This is a genomic window from Micromonospora sp. NPDC000663 (assembly GCF_042898105.1).
Classification (GTDB): Bacteria; Actinomycetota; Actinomycetes; order Mycobacteriales; family Micromonosporaceae; genus Micromonospora.
In genome coordinates, this window is the sequence record NZ_JBIAYR010000002.1 from 526,204 (window position 1) to 540,892 (window position 14,689).

At 72.8% G+C, this 14,689-nt stretch carries 14 protein-coding genes and 1 riboswitch; of the genes, 9 read left to right on the forward strand and 5 right to left on the reverse strand.

All coding sequences use genetic code 11. The features are described from left to right. The first annotated feature begins 110 nt into the window (after positions 1-110). A riboswitch (TPP riboswitch) is annotated at positions 111-220 on the forward strand. The 7 genes from thiE to thiC all read left to right on the forward strand — a co-directional run bounded on the left by thiE (position 215) and on the right by thiC (position 6,064). Further along, positions 215-838, forward strand: coding sequence for a thiamine phosphate synthase (gene thiE / locus ACFY1S_RS11175; RefSeq protein ID WP_387115502.1), 624 nt, complete (start codon positions 215-217; stop codon positions 836-838). (Overlaps the previous riboswitch by 6 nt.) After that, entirely contained in the window at positions 835-1,962 is a 1,128-nt protein-coding gene (gene thiO, locus ACFY1S_RS11180; RefSeq protein WP_387115505.1) for a glycine oxidase ThiO, read from the forward strand. The genes thiE and thiO overlap by 4 nt, the downstream gene beginning before the upstream one ends. Then, on the forward strand, positions 1,953-2,153 hold the full coding sequence (gene thiS / locus ACFY1S_RS11185; RefSeq protein ID WP_139585994.1) for a sulfur carrier protein ThiS: 201 nt from the start codon (positions 1,953-1,955) through the stop codon (positions 2,151-2,153). Before thiO ends, thiS begins: the two co-directional genes overlap by 10 nt. Beyond that, positions 2,150-2,929 carry a thiazole synthase gene (locus ACFY1S_RS11190; RefSeq protein WP_139585996.1) on the forward strand — a complete coding sequence of 260 codons (780 nt, stop codon included), beginning with the start codon at positions 2,150-2,152 and terminating at the stop codon, positions 2,927-2,929. Before thiS ends, ACFY1S_RS11190 begins: the two co-directional genes overlap by 4 nt. Beyond that, entirely contained in the window at positions 2,926-3,672 is a 747-nt protein-coding gene (locus ACFY1S_RS11195; protein ID WP_387115509.1) for a thiamine phosphate synthase, read from the forward strand. The genes ACFY1S_RS11190 and ACFY1S_RS11195 overlap by 4 nt, the downstream gene beginning before the upstream one ends. Next, complete coding sequence (gene thiD / locus ACFY1S_RS11200) at positions 3,669-4,454, forward strand: bifunctional hydroxymethylpyrimidine kinase/phosphomethylpyrimidine kinase (protein WP_387115512.1); 786 nt, start codon at positions 3,669-3,671, stop codon at positions 4,452-4,454. Before ACFY1S_RS11195 ends, thiD begins: the two co-directional genes overlap by 4 nt. Before the next feature lie 17 nt (positions 4,455-4,471). Next, complete coding sequence (thiC, locus tag ACFY1S_RS11205; RefSeq protein WP_387115515.1) at positions 4,472-6,064, forward strand: phosphomethylpyrimidine synthase ThiC; 1,593 nt, start codon at positions 4,472-4,474, stop codon at positions 6,062-6,064. A gap of 84 nt (positions 6,065-6,148) precedes the next feature. Here the strand turns inward: thiC and ACFY1S_RS11210 are convergent, their stop codons facing one another. From ACFY1S_RS11210 to ACFY1S_RS11225, 4 genes are all read right to left on the reverse strand, one after another. Further along, on the reverse strand, positions 6,149-8,914 hold the full coding sequence (locus ACFY1S_RS11210; RefSeq protein ID WP_387115518.1) for a hypothetical protein: 2,766 nt from the start codon (positions 8,912-8,914) through the stop codon (positions 6,149-6,151). 77 nt (positions 8,915-8,991) lie between these two features. Continuing rightward, complete coding sequence (locus tag ACFY1S_RS11215; RefSeq protein ID WP_203177721.1) at positions 8,992-9,300, reverse strand: cupin; 309 nt, start codon at positions 9,298-9,300, stop codon at positions 8,992-8,994. Continuing rightward, the gene (locus tag ACFY1S_RS11220; RefSeq protein ID WP_387116042.1) at positions 9,297-10,247 is read right to left on the reverse strand and encodes an LLM class F420-dependent oxidoreductase; all 951 of its coding nucleotides are present in this window, start codon (positions 10,245-10,247) and stop codon (positions 9,297-9,299) included. The genes ACFY1S_RS11215 and ACFY1S_RS11220 overlap by 4 nt, the downstream gene beginning before the upstream one ends. 2 nt (positions 10,248-10,249) lie before the next feature. Beyond that, positions 10,250-11,035, reverse strand: coding sequence for an ABC transporter ATP-binding protein (locus ACFY1S_RS11225; protein WP_387115521.1), 786 nt, complete (start codon positions 11,033-11,035; stop codon positions 10,250-10,252). Positions 11,036-11,305: 270 nt separating this feature from the next. Between ACFY1S_RS11225 and ACFY1S_RS11230 the strand changes: the two genes are divergently transcribed. After that, positions 11,306-12,337, forward strand: a complete 1,032-nt coding sequence (locus ACFY1S_RS11230; RefSeq protein WP_387115524.1) for an ABC transporter substrate-binding protein — start codon at positions 11,306-11,308, stop codon at positions 12,335-12,337. Positions 12,338-12,436: 99 nt separating this feature from the next. After that, positions 12,437-13,288: an ABC transporter permease gene (locus tag ACFY1S_RS11235; RefSeq protein ID WP_139583398.1), complete on the forward strand. Its 852-nt coding sequence runs from the start codon at positions 12,437-12,439 to the stop codon at positions 13,286-13,288. Positions 13,289-13,362: 74 nt separating this feature from the next. On the opposite strand, the gene ACFY1S_RS11240 is transcribed toward ACFY1S_RS11235, so the two are convergent. Further along, positions 13,363-14,520 (reverse strand): ABC transporter substrate-binding protein, encoded by a 1,158-nt coding sequence (locus ACFY1S_RS11240; protein WP_387116046.1) that lies wholly within the window; start codon positions 14,518-14,520, stop codon positions 13,363-13,365. Positions 14,521-14,689 lie beyond the last annotated feature (169 nt).

A 14,689-nucleotide genomic window follows, 5' to 3' on the forward strand; every position in this document is an offset into this window, starting at 1 on the left:
GGCGGGCGACATTCCGAACGGGACCGGGAGAAAGCACCCTGTCGATTTGGTGGTGCCCGGCCGCCGACCCCTCCCTTGGCAGGCCGGCGGATCTGTCGTACGGTGACACGCAAGTAACCCACGGGAGCCCGGTGTACCGGGCTGAGAGGGGGGCTGACAGCCCCCGACCGTCGAACCTGATCCGGATAATGCCGGCGCAGGGAGGAGCGTTGCCGTGCCGTCCCTTGGACGACTGCATCTGATCACCGACACCCGACCGGGGCGCGACCCCCTCGGCGTGGTCCGCGCCGCCCTCACTGCGGCCCGTGCCGAGCTGGTGGTGCAGGTCCGCGTCGAGGACTCCGCCACCGACCGCGAGGCGTACGAGCTGACCGGTGCGGTGTTGGCGCTCTGCACGCCGTACGGGGCGACCTGCCTGGTCAACGACCGCCTGCACGTGGCGCTCGCGGCAGGTGCCGCCGGTGGGCACGTCGGAGCCGACGACCTGCCGATCGGCGCCGCCCGCCTGGTGCTCGGCCCCACCGCGGTGCTCGGCGCCACAGCCCGGGCGCCGGGGACCGCGACCGGGGCGGTCACCGCCGGGGCCAGCTACCTGGGCGTCGGACCGTGTCACGCCACAAGCACCAAAGCGGGACTGCCCGACCCCATCGGCCCCGAGGGGGTACGCGCGGTCGCCGACGCGGTAGACGTCCCGGTCATCGCGATCGGCGGGGTGACCGCCGCCCGGGTGCCGGCGCTGCGCGCCGCCGGGGCGTACGGGGTGGCGGTGGTCGGTGCGATCTCCACCGCCGCCGACCCGGCCCGTGCCACCGCCGAGCTGCTGCGGGCACTGGCGTGACAGGCGACGGAGCAGCCGTCGACGTGGCGGTGGTGGGGGCCGGACCGATCGGACTGGCCGTCGCCTGGCGGTTGGCCGCCCGGGGGCTGCGGGTGGTGGTACACGATCCGGCCTCCGGGTCGGGGGCCTCGGCGGTGGCCGCCGGCATGCTCTCCCCGGTCGCCGAGGCGTACTTCGGTGAGCGGCAGCTGACCGGGCTGCTGCTGGCGTCCGCCGCGCGCTGGCCGGCGTTCGCCGCCGAGCTGACCGAGGCGAGCGGCGTCGAGTTCGGTTACCGGACCGAGGGCACCCTGATGGTCGGCCTGACCGGTGACGACCTGGCCGAGGCGCGGCGGCTCTGGGCGTACCAGCAGGGTCTGGGCCTGCCGGTGACCCCGCTGCTGCCCAGCGGTCTGCGCGACCGCGAGCCGGCGCTCGCGCCGAGGGTGCGCGGCGGGGCGCTCGCGCCCACCGACCACCAGGTCGATCCGCGGTTGCTGGTGCCGGCGCTGCGCACGGCCGCGCAGCGGGCCGGCGCGGTGCTCGTGCCGCGACCGGTCCGCCGACTGTCCGACCTGGACGCGCGGGTCACGGTGGTCGCCGCCGGCTGCGGCGCCGCCGCGCTCACCGGGCTGCCGGTGCGGCAGGTGAAGGGCCAGATCCTCCGGCTGCGCGCGCCCGGCGGCGTCGCGCCGGGCTTCCGGCACGTCATCCGGGGGTACGCCGACGGCGAGCAGGTGTACGCGGTGCCCCGCGCCGACGGCGAGGTGGTGCTCGGCGCGACCGTCGAGGAACGCACGGACACCACTGTCACCGCCGGCGCCGTGCTGCGGCTGCTCCGCGCCGGCGTCGACCTGCTGCCCGAGCTGGCCGAGTACGACCTCGTCGAGGCCGTCGCGGGGCTGCGCCCCGGCACCCCTGACAACGCGCCGGTCCTCGGACCGCTGCCCGGCCGGCCGGACGTGCTCGCCGCCACCGGGCACCACAGGCACGGCATCGTGCTCACCCCGGTCACCGCCGACCTGATCGCGGACCTGGTGCTCACCGGCGTCCCCGATCCGCTGCTCGCGCCCTTCGGAGCGGACCGGTTCGCCGGTGCCGGTGGCGGACCTGATCGGACGACGGAGGGGGACCAGTGGAGTTGACCGTGAACGGGACCGGACGCAGCGTGGCAGGTGGTACGTCGGTGGCCGACCTCGTCGGCGACATCGCCCCGCAGCACCGGGGAGTGGCGGTGGCGGTCAACGGGGAGGTGGTGCCCCGAGCCGGCTGGCCGGTCACGGTGCTGCGCGACGGTGACCGGGTCGAGGTGCTCACCGCCGCGCAGGGCGGGTGAGCGGCGTGACGTTCGAGCTGGGTGGGGAGACCTTCGGATCGCGGCTGATCCTCGGCACCGGCGGAGCCGCGAACCTGCATGTGCTGGAGCAGGCGATCCGCGCCTCCGGGACCGAGCTGGTCACCCTGGCCCTGCGCCGGGTGGACACCGCCCCCGGCACCGGCGGTGGGCTGCTGGACCTGCTGGACCGCTGCGGCGTACGGCTGCTGCCGAACACCGCCGGCTGCCACACCGCGACCGAGGCGGTGAAGGTGGCCCGGCTGGCCCGGGACGCGTTCGACACCGACTGGGTGAAGCTGGAGGTGATCGGCGACGAGCGGACACTCCTGCCCGACGGGGTGGAGCTGCTGCGTGCCGCCGAGGAGCTCGTCGCCGACGGGTTCACCGTCCTGCCGTACACAAGTGACGATCCGGTGCTCGCCCGCCGGCTCGCCGACGTGGGCTGCGCCGCGGTGATGCCGGCCGGGTCCCCGATCGGTTCGGGGCTCGGCATCGGCAACCCCCACCACATCCGGCTGATCCGGCAGAGCGTGGACGTGCCGGTGATCCTGGACGCCGGCATCGGCACCGCGTCCGACGCGGCCCTGGCCATGGAGCTGGGCTGCGACGCGGTGCTGCTGGCCAGCGCGGTCACCAGGGCCGCCGACCCGGTGGCGATGGCAACCGCGATGCGGTACGCGGTCGAGGCGGGCCGCCTTGCCGCCGGTGCCGGCCGGATCACCCGCCGCTTCCACGCCCTCGGATCCACCCCCGACGAGGGGAGACCGGACCTGTGACCGGGCCGGTGCCGTCGGCTGTCGTTCTGCTCACCGATCGGCTGGTCGCGGGAGGGCCGCTCGACCTGGTGGTGGCGGGGGCGGTGGCCGGGGGAGTGCGCTGGGTGGTGCTGCGGGAGAAGGACCTGCCCAGCGCCGAGCGTGCCGCCCTCGCCGCCGACCTGCGCGCGATCCTCGCCGACGTCGGCGGAAGCCTCGTCGTGGCGGGCCCGGACCCGCTCGGCGGCGACGCCGTCCACCTGCCCGCCGCCGGCCCGTACCCGCCACCGCCCCGGCAACTGGTCGGCCGCTCCTGCCACAGCGTGGTCGAGCTGAGCCGCCTGACCAGCGAGCACTACGCCACCGTCTCCCCGGTCTGGCCGACAAGGACGAAGCCCGGCTACGGCCCACCCCTCGGCCCGGACGGCCTGCGAAAGCTGATCGAGGTCAGCCCGGTGCCCGTTCTGGCCCTCGGCGGAGTGGAAACCCCAGACCAGGTGACCGCCTGCGTCCAAGCAGGAGCCGCCGGGGTGGCGGTGCTGGGCGCACTAATGCGATCCCCAGACCCCACCGAAACAGCCACCACCCTCACCAGAGCCTTCCACGAGGCGGTCACCCCAAGGTTCTCAAAACCCGGCGCGGGGTCATCCAGGTCTCCACGACGTGGGCTGCGGCCGACCGTGCCCACGCAGGGATCAAGCCTGACCGCCCGGAGTGGGCACGGTCGGCCGCAGCCCCAAACCGCAACCAAAGAGGAAAGATGACCCCGCGCACCATCCTCACCATCGCCGGCTCAGACTCCGGCGGCGGCGCCGGCGTCCAGGCCGACCTGAAGGTCTTCGCCGCGATGGGCGCGTACGGCACCAGCGTCCTCACGGCGGTCACCGCGCAGAACACCACTGGTGTCGACGCCGTGCTGCCGTTGCCGCCGCGCACTGTCGCCGAACAGCTGGACAGCGTGCTCGGCGACTTCACGGTCGGCGCGGTCAAGACGGGAATGCTCGGCACACCGGCTGTCGCCGACGTGGTGGCCGAGGCGGCCCGGGACGGCCGGCTGCCGCACCTCGTCGTCGACCCGGTGCTGGTCGCCACGAGCGGCCACCGGCTCGGCGTGGTCGGCGCGGTGGAGCGGCTGCTGCCGTACGCCAGGGTGGCGACGCCGAACTGCGCGGAGGCCGCGGCCCTCACCGGACGCGACGTGGACGACGTGGCCGCGATGGTCGTGGCCGCCGAGGCGCTCGCGGCCGGCGGCCCGGAGTACGTCGTGGTGACCGGCGGTGACGTGGACGGCGACGAGGCCGTCGACGTGCTGTGCGGCGGTGGTGTCACCACCCTGCTGCGCGCCCCCCGGGTCGACACCCGGCACACCCACGGCACCGGGTGTTCGTTCTCGGCGGCGATCGCGGTGCGGCTCGCGCTCGGCGATCCGGTGCCGGCGGCCGTGGGGGCCGCCAAGGAGTACGTGCTTCGCGGGCTGACCGGCGCGCGGAGCTGGGAGCTGGGCGCGGGACGTGGGCCGCTGGACCACTTCGGCTGGTCCGCTTGATCACCAGGGAGGTTGTCGTGCAGGCACGAGGCAAGGTGTACGTCGAGGGTTCGCGGCCGGATGTGCGGGTGCCGTTCGCGGAGGTCGGGCTGACCGGGGACCTGCCGCCGGTGCGGCTCTACGACACGTCCGGCCCCGGATCGGACCCGGAGGTCGGGCTGCCCGCGCTGCGAGGTCCGTGGATCGCCGAGCGGGGTGACGTGGCCCCGGTGCGCGGCGCGGGTACGCCGCTTGCCGGCGCGGACGGCCGTCGTCCGACGCAGCTCGCGTACGCGCGGGCCGGTGTGGTGACGCCGGAGATGGAGTTCGTGGCGATCCGGGAGAACGTCGACCCGGAGCTGGTCCGGACGGAGATCGCCGCCGGTCGGGCCGTGTTGCCGCTCAACGTCAACCACCCCGAGTGCGAGCCGGCGATCATCGGTAAGGCGTTCCTGGTCAAGGTGAACGCCAACATCGGTACGTCGGCGGTCAGCTCGTCGGTGGCCGAGGAGGTGGAGAAGCTGACCTGGGCCACCCGGTGGGGTGCGGACACGGTGATGGACCTGTCCACAGGCAAGCGGATCCACGAGACCCGGGAGGCGATCGTGCGGAACTCGCCGGTGCCGATCGGGACGGTGCCGATCTACCAGGCCCTGGAGAAGGTCGGCGGTGACCCGGTGAAGTTGAGCTGGGAGGTGTTCCGGGAGACGGTCGTCGAGCAGGCCGAGCAGGGCGTCGACTACATGACTGTGCACGCCGGGGTGCTGCTGCCGTACGTGCCGCTGGCCGTGGACCGGGTCACCGGGATCGTCTCCCGGGGCGGCTCGATCATGGCGGCGTGGTGCCTGGCGCACCACGAGGAGAACTTCCTCTACACCAACTTCGCCGAGCTGTGCCAGATCCTGGCGCGCTACGACGTGACGTTCTCCCTCGGCGACGGGCTGCGGCCCGGCTCGATCGCGGACGCCAACGACGAGGCGCAGTTCGCCGAACTGCGTACCCTCGGTGAGCTCACGACCGTCGCCTGGGAACACGACGTGCAGGTGATGATCGAGGGGCCGGGTCACGTGCCCATGCACAAGATCAAGGAGAACGTGGACCTCCAGCAGGAGTGGTGTCACGAGGCCCCCTTCTACACGCTCGGCCCGCTGACCACCGACATCGCGCCCGCGTACGACCACATCACCTCGGCGATCGGCGCCGCGATGATCGGCATGTTCGGCACCGCGATGCTCTGCTACGTGACGCCGAAGGAGCACCTCGGCCTGCCCGACCGCGACGACGTGAAGGCGGGCGTGATCGCGTACAAGATCGCTGCCCACGCGGCGGACCTGGCGAAGGGTCACCCCGGCGCGCAGGCGTGGGACGACGCGTTGTCGAAGGCGCGGTTCGAGTTCCGCTGGGAGGACCAGTTCAACCTCTCACTGGACCCGGAGACGGCACGCTCCTACCACGACGCGACGCTGCCCGCCGAGCCGGCGAAGACTGCCCACTTCTGCTCGATGTGCGGCCCGAAGTTCTGCTCCATGAAGATCACCCAGGAGCTCAAGGAGTACGCGGCCCGCGGCATGAAGGACAAGTCGGAGGAGTTCGTGTCCGGCGGGAGCCGGGTGTACCTGCCGCTTGCCTGATCCGTCCGTCCGGTGCCGGCCCGCTTTCTACGGGCGGGCCGGCAGCGGCTCGACGGGTAGACCGCGCTTGCCTGCTGCGGCCGGTCAGTCGCGGTGGTGCCGCCCGGTGGAACGCAGCGAGCGGCGACCGTTCTCCTGGTCCGGTTCGTTGTCGGCCACCGGCTTGCCCAGGCCGGCGACCCAGTCGACGAACTCCTCGTCCTGTGCCGGCAGCGGCTCCTCGGCGTCCGACACCTGCCGGGTCTCCTCGTCCACCCGGGACCGGTTGCGGCGGAACAGTCCGCCGAGCCGTCCACGCCGGACGGGCTGCTCCGACTCGTCCCCGGCCGCCGGGTCGGCGTTCGCCGGGCGGTCTACCGCGGAATCAGCCTGCCCCGGCACGACAGGGGAGGTCGGGACCGGCTCCGGTGCCTCAGCCGGCTCGGACGTCGGCAGCCCGCTGGAGCGGGTCGACGTACCTGTCGCGCGGCGCCAGCGCCCAGCCGCCCGGTCCAACGCGCTACGGCCGCCACCGCGCTCGGTCGAGGCGGTCGAACCCGCCGTCGGGGCGGCCTCCGCCGTGTCACCTGGCGTCGTGTCGGTCGACGCTGGCACGTCGGTCGACGGCTTGCGGGAGGCGTCCGTCGGAACGTTCTGCACGCCGGGCGGGCCAGGGCGCCTGGTGGTGTTGAACGCGTCCCAGCTGGTGGCCCGGCTCAGGTCCGGCAGGGATGCCCGGTGGCGGGGGCGGGGCGTCCACTCGACCGGGTCCGAGCTGGCCTCGGCGTCCGGCACCGTCGACTCGGCGTCCTCGGCCGGCGCGGCTGTCGTACGCCCCGAGGTGACGGGCCAGGCCGGCGGGGTCGGCGTCCAGCGGTCCGGCTGCGTGTCGCCGGCGGACACCACGCCGAAGAGAGGCGCGGCGGAGCCGTCCTCGGAGGCGGTGACCTCGGCTGCCGTCGCGGACGTCGTCGCAGCTCCCTGGCCATCCGCGTCGCGAGGCTTTTCGGGAGCGGCGGGGCTCTGCGGAGTGGCGGCCGGGGTGTCCAGGTCGCTGGGAGTGTCCGGGTCGGTCCGGGCACTGCGGCCGGCGGGACGGCCACCGTCGGTGGCGCTCGCGGACCGGACGCCCTTCCTGGACCGTCCGGTGCCCGTGCCCGCACCGGCGGCGGAGGTGCCAGCGGCGTCGGCGGGCGATGCGGTGGCGTCGGTGTTCGACGGGGTGCCGTCGGTGGGCGTCGCGGTCGCTCCGGTTCCGGTGGTCGCCGGGACCGGGGCGGTCGGTACCGCCTCGGTGGTCGACGGCGTGCCGTCGGCGTCCAAGCCCGCGGTGGAGGGGGTGGACTTCGCCTTGCGGGTCCGGCGCGGCTTCGGTGCCGGCGTTGCCGCTGTGGCGTCACCGTCCGCCGCGCTCGTGCCGCCGCTGCTGCTCGTGCCGCCCGTCGGGCTCGCGCCGGTCGTGCCCCCGCGGGTCGTGGCCTGGTCGTCGGCGTCCGTGCCGGTGTCCGCCCGCCCGGCGGCCGTGCCTTCGCTCGTCGACAGGCCGTCGATCGGCGGAACCGTGCGGCCCGTGGCGCTCTCCAGCGGGCGGTCCGACAGGTCGGCGTTCAGCGACGAGTCCAGCCCGGCGAGGGGAGACGCGGCGGTGGGGTCCTGGTCCGATGCGAGGAGTTCGCCGGTCGGCGCGGTCACCCACGTGGCGGCGGAGGGTCGGGGAGCGTCGGGGGTGGCTGGGCCGTGTTGGCCGCTCGCCGTCGTACCCGGCCAGTCCCAGTGCGCCGGAACGGTGCGCACCGCGGCGTCGGCGGCGTGCGGGTCGGGACCGGTCCGCCCCGTGACGGTGGGCTCGCCGGCGATGGTCCCGAGGCCGGTGCGCCCGGTGGTGGGCTCGTCCGACCGGTGGTCGGTGGCGTCGCGGTCGTCCACCGGATCCGTCGACCTGGCACCGGGTAGGGCGGGACCGGCGGGCAGTGGACGCAGGATGGTGGTCGGCTCGATCACCTGGCTGGCGGTGCCGCGGGCGCGTACCGGCCAGCGCAGCAGGGCCGCCGCCGCCGCGCCGAGCGCGCCGGCGAGGACCGCGATCAGCGCGCCGTAGTAGGGGGTGGTCTGGTAGCGGTCCACCGCGTCACCGGGGCCGGCGGTCAGGTACGCGAACGCCACAAGAACCGGACCGGCCACGCCGGTGGCCCCGCTGATCAGGGGGACCTGGCCCCGCCAGCGGGAGAACCCGGCGGTCGCGGCGCCGGCGAGCAGCGCCGTGATCGGGAGCAGCACCAGCGACAGCCGCTGGGCGACGTCGTCGTCCAGCCAGCTCGGCTCCAGCACGCCGAGTCGCACAGTGGGCAGGGGGCCCGTGGTGCCGAGCGACGGCAGGACGGAGATCAGCGCCACCAGCCATACCGCGCCTGCCACGGCCGCCATGTTCCAGCCCAGCTCGGGCCGGAGCAGGACGGCGATTGCCGCGCCCGCTCCGATGACCGCGCCGAGGATGGCGCAGATGCCCACCGCCCAGACCGGGTCGACCGAGATCAGCTCGGCGGCTCGGGCGGGTTGCATGCACAGCGGCGCGACGGCGGTGGCGCCGAGCGCGGCAGCGCCACCGATGGCCAGCTGCCGGCCGGTGCTGGCCGCCGGGGTGTCCCGGCGCGCCAGTCGTCCGGTCAGGACGGCGCCGGCGACGGCGGCGTTCGCGGCGAACCAGCCCACCCAGACGAGCTGGGCCGGCCACTGGTTGACGGTCGTGCCGGTGAAAGCGCCGGTGAGCCGGACGATGCCGAAGCCGTACGCGACACCGAGCTGACCGGCCCCGGCCAGCACGCTCACCCCGAGCGCCGTGAGCAGCAGTCTGCCCCAGGTCCGAAAGGCCATGTCCGGCACGTTACGCACCTGGTACACCGGATCGCCACCGGCGCGCCGCGCGGCGCGCCGGCCCGCGTCCGGCGGGTCTACTTGAGTTCGACCAGCCGGGCCAGGTAAGTCGTGTCTCCGACATTTGTGAGCATGTGCACTGCTCCCGGGTCCCGGTAGACCACTCCGCCGGTGGGCTCGTCGGCGTCGATCCGGGTCCCGTCGACGGTCTGTACGACGTTCTTCGCGCCCTCGATCGCCACCACGAGGTAGGGGTGGTCGTGCCGGTGCAGTGGCTGCCGCTCACCCGGCTCGAGCCGGATGTGCCAGACCCGGACCCGGTCGTTCTCGTACACGATCTCCTGGCCCACCGGCCCGAGTTCGGTTCCGTCGATCACGTTGGTCATCGTTCTCCGTCCAGTTGCGGGAGCACCTCGGCGGCGATCAGCTCAAGGTGGTCGAGGTCGGCGAGGTCGGTCATCCGCAGGTGCACGCGGGTGGCGCCGATCTCGGCGAACTCGCCGAGGCGCTGCACGAGCTGCGCGGGCGAACCGACCACCGGGTCCTCCGGCGGCAACGCGCTCTTCTCGTGCAGGGGAGCGGCACGCCGCTGCGCCTCCGCGTCGGTCCGGCCGATGGCCACCACGATCCCGGCGGAGAGTACGAGCGGCGCGCGCCCGGAGCCGGCCCGGTCCGCGCGGTCGCACGCCTCCCGCACCCGGTCGTACGCCGTGGCGGTCTCCGCCACGGACTTGAACGGCATGTTGAACTCCGTGGCGTACCGGGCGGCCAGGTCGGGCGTGCGCTTGGGGCCGCGTCCACCCACGATGATCGGTGGCCCGGGCACCTGCACCGGTTTGGGCAGGGCGGGCGCGTCCACCAGCCGGTAGTGGTCACCGGTGAAGCGGTACGTCTCGCCGGGCGGCGTCGCCCACAGACCGGTGATCACCTCAAGCTGCTCGGCGAGCCTGTCGAAACGTTCACCGACGGCCGGGAACGGGATGCCGTACGAGCTGTGCTCGCGCTCGTACCAGCCGGCGCCGATGCCCAGCTCGACCCGGCCGCCGCTCATCTGGTCGACCTGCGCGACCATCACGGCCAGGGGGCCGGGCAGCCGGAAGGTGGCCGACGTCACAAGGGTGCCGAGGCGGATGCGTTCGGTCTCCCGGGCCAGCGCGGCGAGGGTCAGCCAGGCGTCGGTCGGGCCGGGCAGGCCGGGGTCGGCGCCCATCGACTGGTAGTGGTCGGCGCGCAGGAAACCCTCGTAGCCGCCGGCCTCCACCAGCTTGGCGAAGCGGAGCTGGTCGTCGTAGGTGGCGCCGCGGTGCGGCTCGGTGAAGACCGACACCCGCATGGTCATCGCCCCTCCGCGCCGGCCGCGGCCGGCTGGTCGCGTTCCATCAACAGCTCGTGCAGGTCGGCGCTGACCTGGGCCACATCGGCCAGGTGGGCGTTGCGGCCCAGGGTGCGGGGCCGGGGGATGGTCACGTCGACGACCTTGCGGATCCGACCGGGGCGGGGGCTCAGCACGACCACCCGGTCGGCTAGCAGCACCGCCTCGTCGATCGAGTGGGTGACGAAGACGATCGTCGGCTTGTTCTCCATGTGCACCCGCTGGAGCTCACCGGAGAGTTCCTCGCGGGTGAGCGCGTCAAGCGCGGAGAACGGCTCGTCCATCAGCATCACCCGGGGCTCGCCGATCAGCGAGCGGCACAGCGAGACGCGCTGCTGCATGCCGCCGGAGAGTTCGTGGGGCAGCCGCTTCTCGAAGCCGGACAGGCCTGCGACGTCGAGCAGTTGCCGGGCGCGTTCGCGGTACTTGGCGCGGCTCCAGCCGAAGACCTCGACCGGCAGCAGGACGTTGTCGAGCACGCTGCGCCAGGGCAGCAGAGCCGGTTTCTGGAAGAGCATGGCGATGTCCCGGCGGGGCCTGGTGATCGGCGTACCGGCCACGGTGATCTCGCCGGCGGTCAGCGGGAGCAGCCCGGCGATCAGCCGGAGCAGTGTGGACTTGCCGCAGCCCGAGCGGCCGAGGACGGCGACGAACTCGCCGTCGGCCACGTCGAGGTCGATGCCGCGCAGGGCTTCGACCCGGCCGGACCGGCCCTCGAAGGTACGCGACACCCCGGACAGTCGGATCATCTCCGGCGGCCTCCGCTGAGTGGACGGTCAGGAATCCGACAAAGGCTAGCGGGGCCGTCGAGGTATCGCACCGTCCGGGGTGGTCGTCATGTTGTTTCCGTTCCGCAACCCGATACGCCTGGCGTCGCAACTGTGGGTTTCTCGTACGCTGTGCCCGCGAAGAGTCCCCTCACGATGGCGGTGCCGGCTTCCACCCCTCTCGCCGGTTCCGCCGCGACAACCCCCTCCGGTGGCCTGCCGGCCCCGGTCGGAAAGGACATGGTGCTACTGATGAGAAGGCTGACCCGTACGGTCGCTACGGCCGCGCTGGCCACTGCCCTCGCCCTCGTCTCCGCGTGCAGCAGCGGGTCGGATTCGGGTGACGACGCCAAGGGCGGCAGCGGCGGGGCACTGGAGAAGGTGACCTACCTCACCTCCTTCGGCAACTTCGGCCGTGACTCCTACGCCTGGGTGGCGAAGGAGAAGGGCTTCTTCAAGGAGGCCGGGTTCGACGTCGAGATCAAGGCTGGTCAGGGCACCGGTGGCGTCATCCAGACGGTCGTCGGCGGCCAGGCCGACTTCGGGCCGATCGACCTCACCGGCGGTCTGCTCCAACTCGGCAACGGCCAGGCGAAGGACTTCGTCGCGGTGGCCGCGATCCAGCAGCGCACGATGGCCGGCATCGCCACCGTCGAGGGCAAGAACATCGCCTCCCCGAAGGACCTCGAGGGCAAGAAGCTCGCCGACACCCCCGGCTCCGTGGTCCGCAACCTGTTCCCGACGTACGCCCGGCTCGCCGGTGTGGACGCCAGCAAGGTGACCTGGGTCAACGGTGAGGCGCAGGCACTGATCGGCACGCTGGCCTCCGGCTCGGTCGACGGCATCGGCCAGTTCGTCGTCGGTCAGCCGACGATCGAGGCGGTGGCCAAGAAGAAGGCCGTCATGCTGCCGTACAGCAACGTGATGCAGGACCTCTACGGCAACGTGCTGATCACCTCCTCGAAGATCGCCAAGGAGAAGCCGGAGATGGTGAAGAAGTTCACCACGGCGCTGCTCAAGGGCCTGGAGTACAGCCTGGCGAACCCGAAGGAGGCCGCCGACCTGCTGAAGAAGAATGTCGACGCCACCAACATCGCCTCCGCCGCCGCCGAGCTGGAGCTGATGGCCGCGTACGTCCGCTCCGGCAACTCGGGCACCGCCATCGGCACGCTCGACAGCGGCCGGGTCGCCAAGAGCATCGCGATCCTGCAGGGCGCGGGCGCTCTGAAGCAGAACATCACCCCCGAGCAGATCATCGACTTCAGCCTCGCGCCGAAGGCCTGATCGTCCGGTGTCACCAGGGGGTACGTCCCGCCGCATCCGGTGGGACGTACCCCCGTCGCTTGCCGGCCCCCGCGGCCGTGGGATATCGAGGAGAAGAAGATGACCGACGTCCGCTCAGCAGAGCCGGCCGTGGCGGCGACCCCGCCTCCGGGTCCCGGCCGCGAGGCGGGTCGGGGCGCCGGCCTGCGCGCCGGGACCGGGGCGACGCTGCTGCCCGTGGCCGGCATCGTCGTGGCCCTGGCGGCGTGGTGGCTCATCGCCCGGCTGGAGCTGGTCCACCCGGCTGCCCTGCCGCCGCCGGGCGACGTGCTCGCCGCGTTCGTCGACAAGCCCGCCCGGATGTTGGAACACACCTGGGACACGCTGCTGGAGATCCTGTTCGGCTTCGCCCTGTCGGCGGCCGCCGGCGTCCTGATCGGACTGTCCCTGGCCAGCTCCCGCACCGTGGAGCGGATGTTCACCCCGCTGCTGGTCGCGGTGAACGCGGTGCCGAAGATCACGCTGGGCCCGCTGCTCGTGGTGGCGTTGGGATGGGGTCAGAAGCCCATCCTGACCATGGTGTTCCTGCTGTGCTTCTTCCCGATCGTGCTGTCCACCGCGACCGGGCTGACCACCACCCCGTCCGACCTGGCGGAGCTGGTGCGTTCCTGGAACGCCTCCCGCTGGCAGGCGTTCCGCAAGGTGCGTTTCCCGGCCGCGCTGCCGCAGATCTTCGTCGGTCTCAAGGTGGCCATGCCGCTTGCCGCGATCGGCGCGGTGATCGGTGAGTTCCAGGCCGGTGAGAGCGGCCTGGGCTACGTCATCCTCCAGTACGCGGGCGTCGGCGACACCGCCACCGCCTGGGCGGCGATCATGCTGGTGGCGCTGGTGAGCATCCTGCTCTACTCGGCGCTGCTGCTCATCGAGCGGATCGCCCTGCCCTGGGTACGCGAGACCACCAGCAGCCGCTGACGGCTCCACCGGCCGGACAACGGCGAGGGCCGGCCCCCTGGTTGGGGGCCGGCCCTCGCCGTTCGTGGTGGTGCTCAGCCCGCCAGCCGCCAGCGGCCGTTGCGGGCGACGAGCGTGGTCAGTGCCTGCGGCATCAGCCCGGAGTGGTTGTCAGGCGTCATCCGGATCGGGCCGGAGAGGCCGTCCATCTGGGACGTCTCCAGCACGTCGCGGATGCCGCTGCGATCCACCGTGCCGATCTCGCCGCCGGCCCGCAGTTCGGCGTCGGCGATCAGCTGCACGGCGTCGGCGGCGAACGACGACGATCCGTTGTACCCGCCGTAGCGCGCCGTGTAGTCCTGGAACCACTGCCGCCGGGCCGCCTTCGCCGGCGTGGTGGCGATGACGTCGTCGATCACCATCGTCTGCGTGAAGATGAGCGTGGCCTGTTCGGTGGCGCGGGCCGCCGCGCCGAGGAACAGGTCACCTGCCGCTCCCGCGTCGAAGAAGAGCGATCCCTTGAAGGCGGCCTGCTGCGCGCTGGTCGCGGCCAGCGCCGCCTGCTCCGGCGGCGTCCAGATGACAAGCGCGTCGGGCTTCTTCGAGGTGAGCTGGCCGATCTGCTGGCCGACCTCGGTGTCGGTGGTCTTCACCACCTGCTCGCCGGACGCTTTGATGCTGACCTTGGCCAGTTCGCGGCGCAGCGCGGTCGCGCCCTCCCGGCCGTAGTCGTCGTCGCTGTAGAGCAGACCGACCTTGCGGACGCCCTTGCGGCGCAGTTCGGAGGTCAGCGCGGCGGCGCTGTCGGCGGCGTTCGGGCCCAGCTTGAACACGTAGCGCCGTTCGGCGACCGGAGCGGCGATCGCCCCGGAAGCGGCTAGCGCAATGGTGGGAATCCGCTTCTCGTTGATGGTGCCGACCGCACCCACCGCGCATTCGTTACAGCCGCCCATGATGATGGCGCTGACTTGGGAATCGCTGCTGAAGTCGGCGATGTTGCGCAGTGACTCGGCGGCGTCGGAACGGTTGTCCTTGACCTTCAGGTCGATCTTCCGGCCGTTCAGTGCGCCGGACGAGTTCAACTGGTCCCTCTTGAGTTCCAACGCACGCTGGTATGCCCGCCCGACGGGGGCGGCGGCGCCGGAGAGTTCGAGGTCCGCAGCGATCACGATCGGACTCGTGTCCTTGTCGTCCCCGCCGAACTGGCAGCCGGTGAGCGTGGTGGCAACTACGGCCGATGCGAGCGCCGCGATGGTCGCGGAGCGGATGGGGCTCAACTCAGTCCTCCAGGTGCGGGCGCGGGCGCTGCCCGGTCACCGCCGCTAATCCGTCCTCAGTGGAGGACGGGATCTCCTCTGCCGTACGGTGTGCGCGAAGCCTGCAAAACCTTGCCAATGGCCGGCGCTGTGGTCAAGCGCGGAC

What these genes read in the sequence shown, in the direction of transcription:
- thiD (WP_387115512.1), top strand. Translation starts at nt 3,669, where the DNA reads ATGACCCCGCGCACCATCCTCACCATCGCCGGCTCAGACTCCGGCGGC.
- ACFY1S_RS11210 (WP_387115518.1), bottom strand. Translation starts at nt 8,914, where the DNA reads ATGGCCTTTCGGACCTGGGGCAGACTGCTGCTCACGGCGCTCGGGGTG.
- ACFY1S_RS11215 (WP_203177721.1), bottom strand. Translation starts at nt 9,300, where the DNA reads ATGACCAACGTGATCGACGGAACCGAACTCGGGCCGGTGGGCCAGGAG.
- ACFY1S_RS11220 (WP_387116042.1), bottom strand. Translation starts at nt 10,247, where the DNA reads ATGCGGGTGTCGGTCTTCACCGAGCCGCACCGCGGCGCCACCTACGAC.
- ACFY1S_RS11225 (WP_387115521.1), bottom strand. Translation starts at nt 11,035, where the DNA reads ATGATCCGACTGTCCGGGGTGTCGCGTACCTTCGAGGGCCGGTCCGGC.
- ACFY1S_RS11230 (WP_387115524.1), top strand. Translation starts at nt 11,306, where the DNA reads ATGAGAAGGCTGACCCGTACGGTCGCTACGGCCGCGCTGGCCACTGCC.
- ACFY1S_RS11235 (WP_139583398.1), top strand. Translation starts at nt 12,437, where the DNA reads ATGACCGACGTCCGCTCAGCAGAGCCGGCCGTGGCGGCGACCCCGCCT.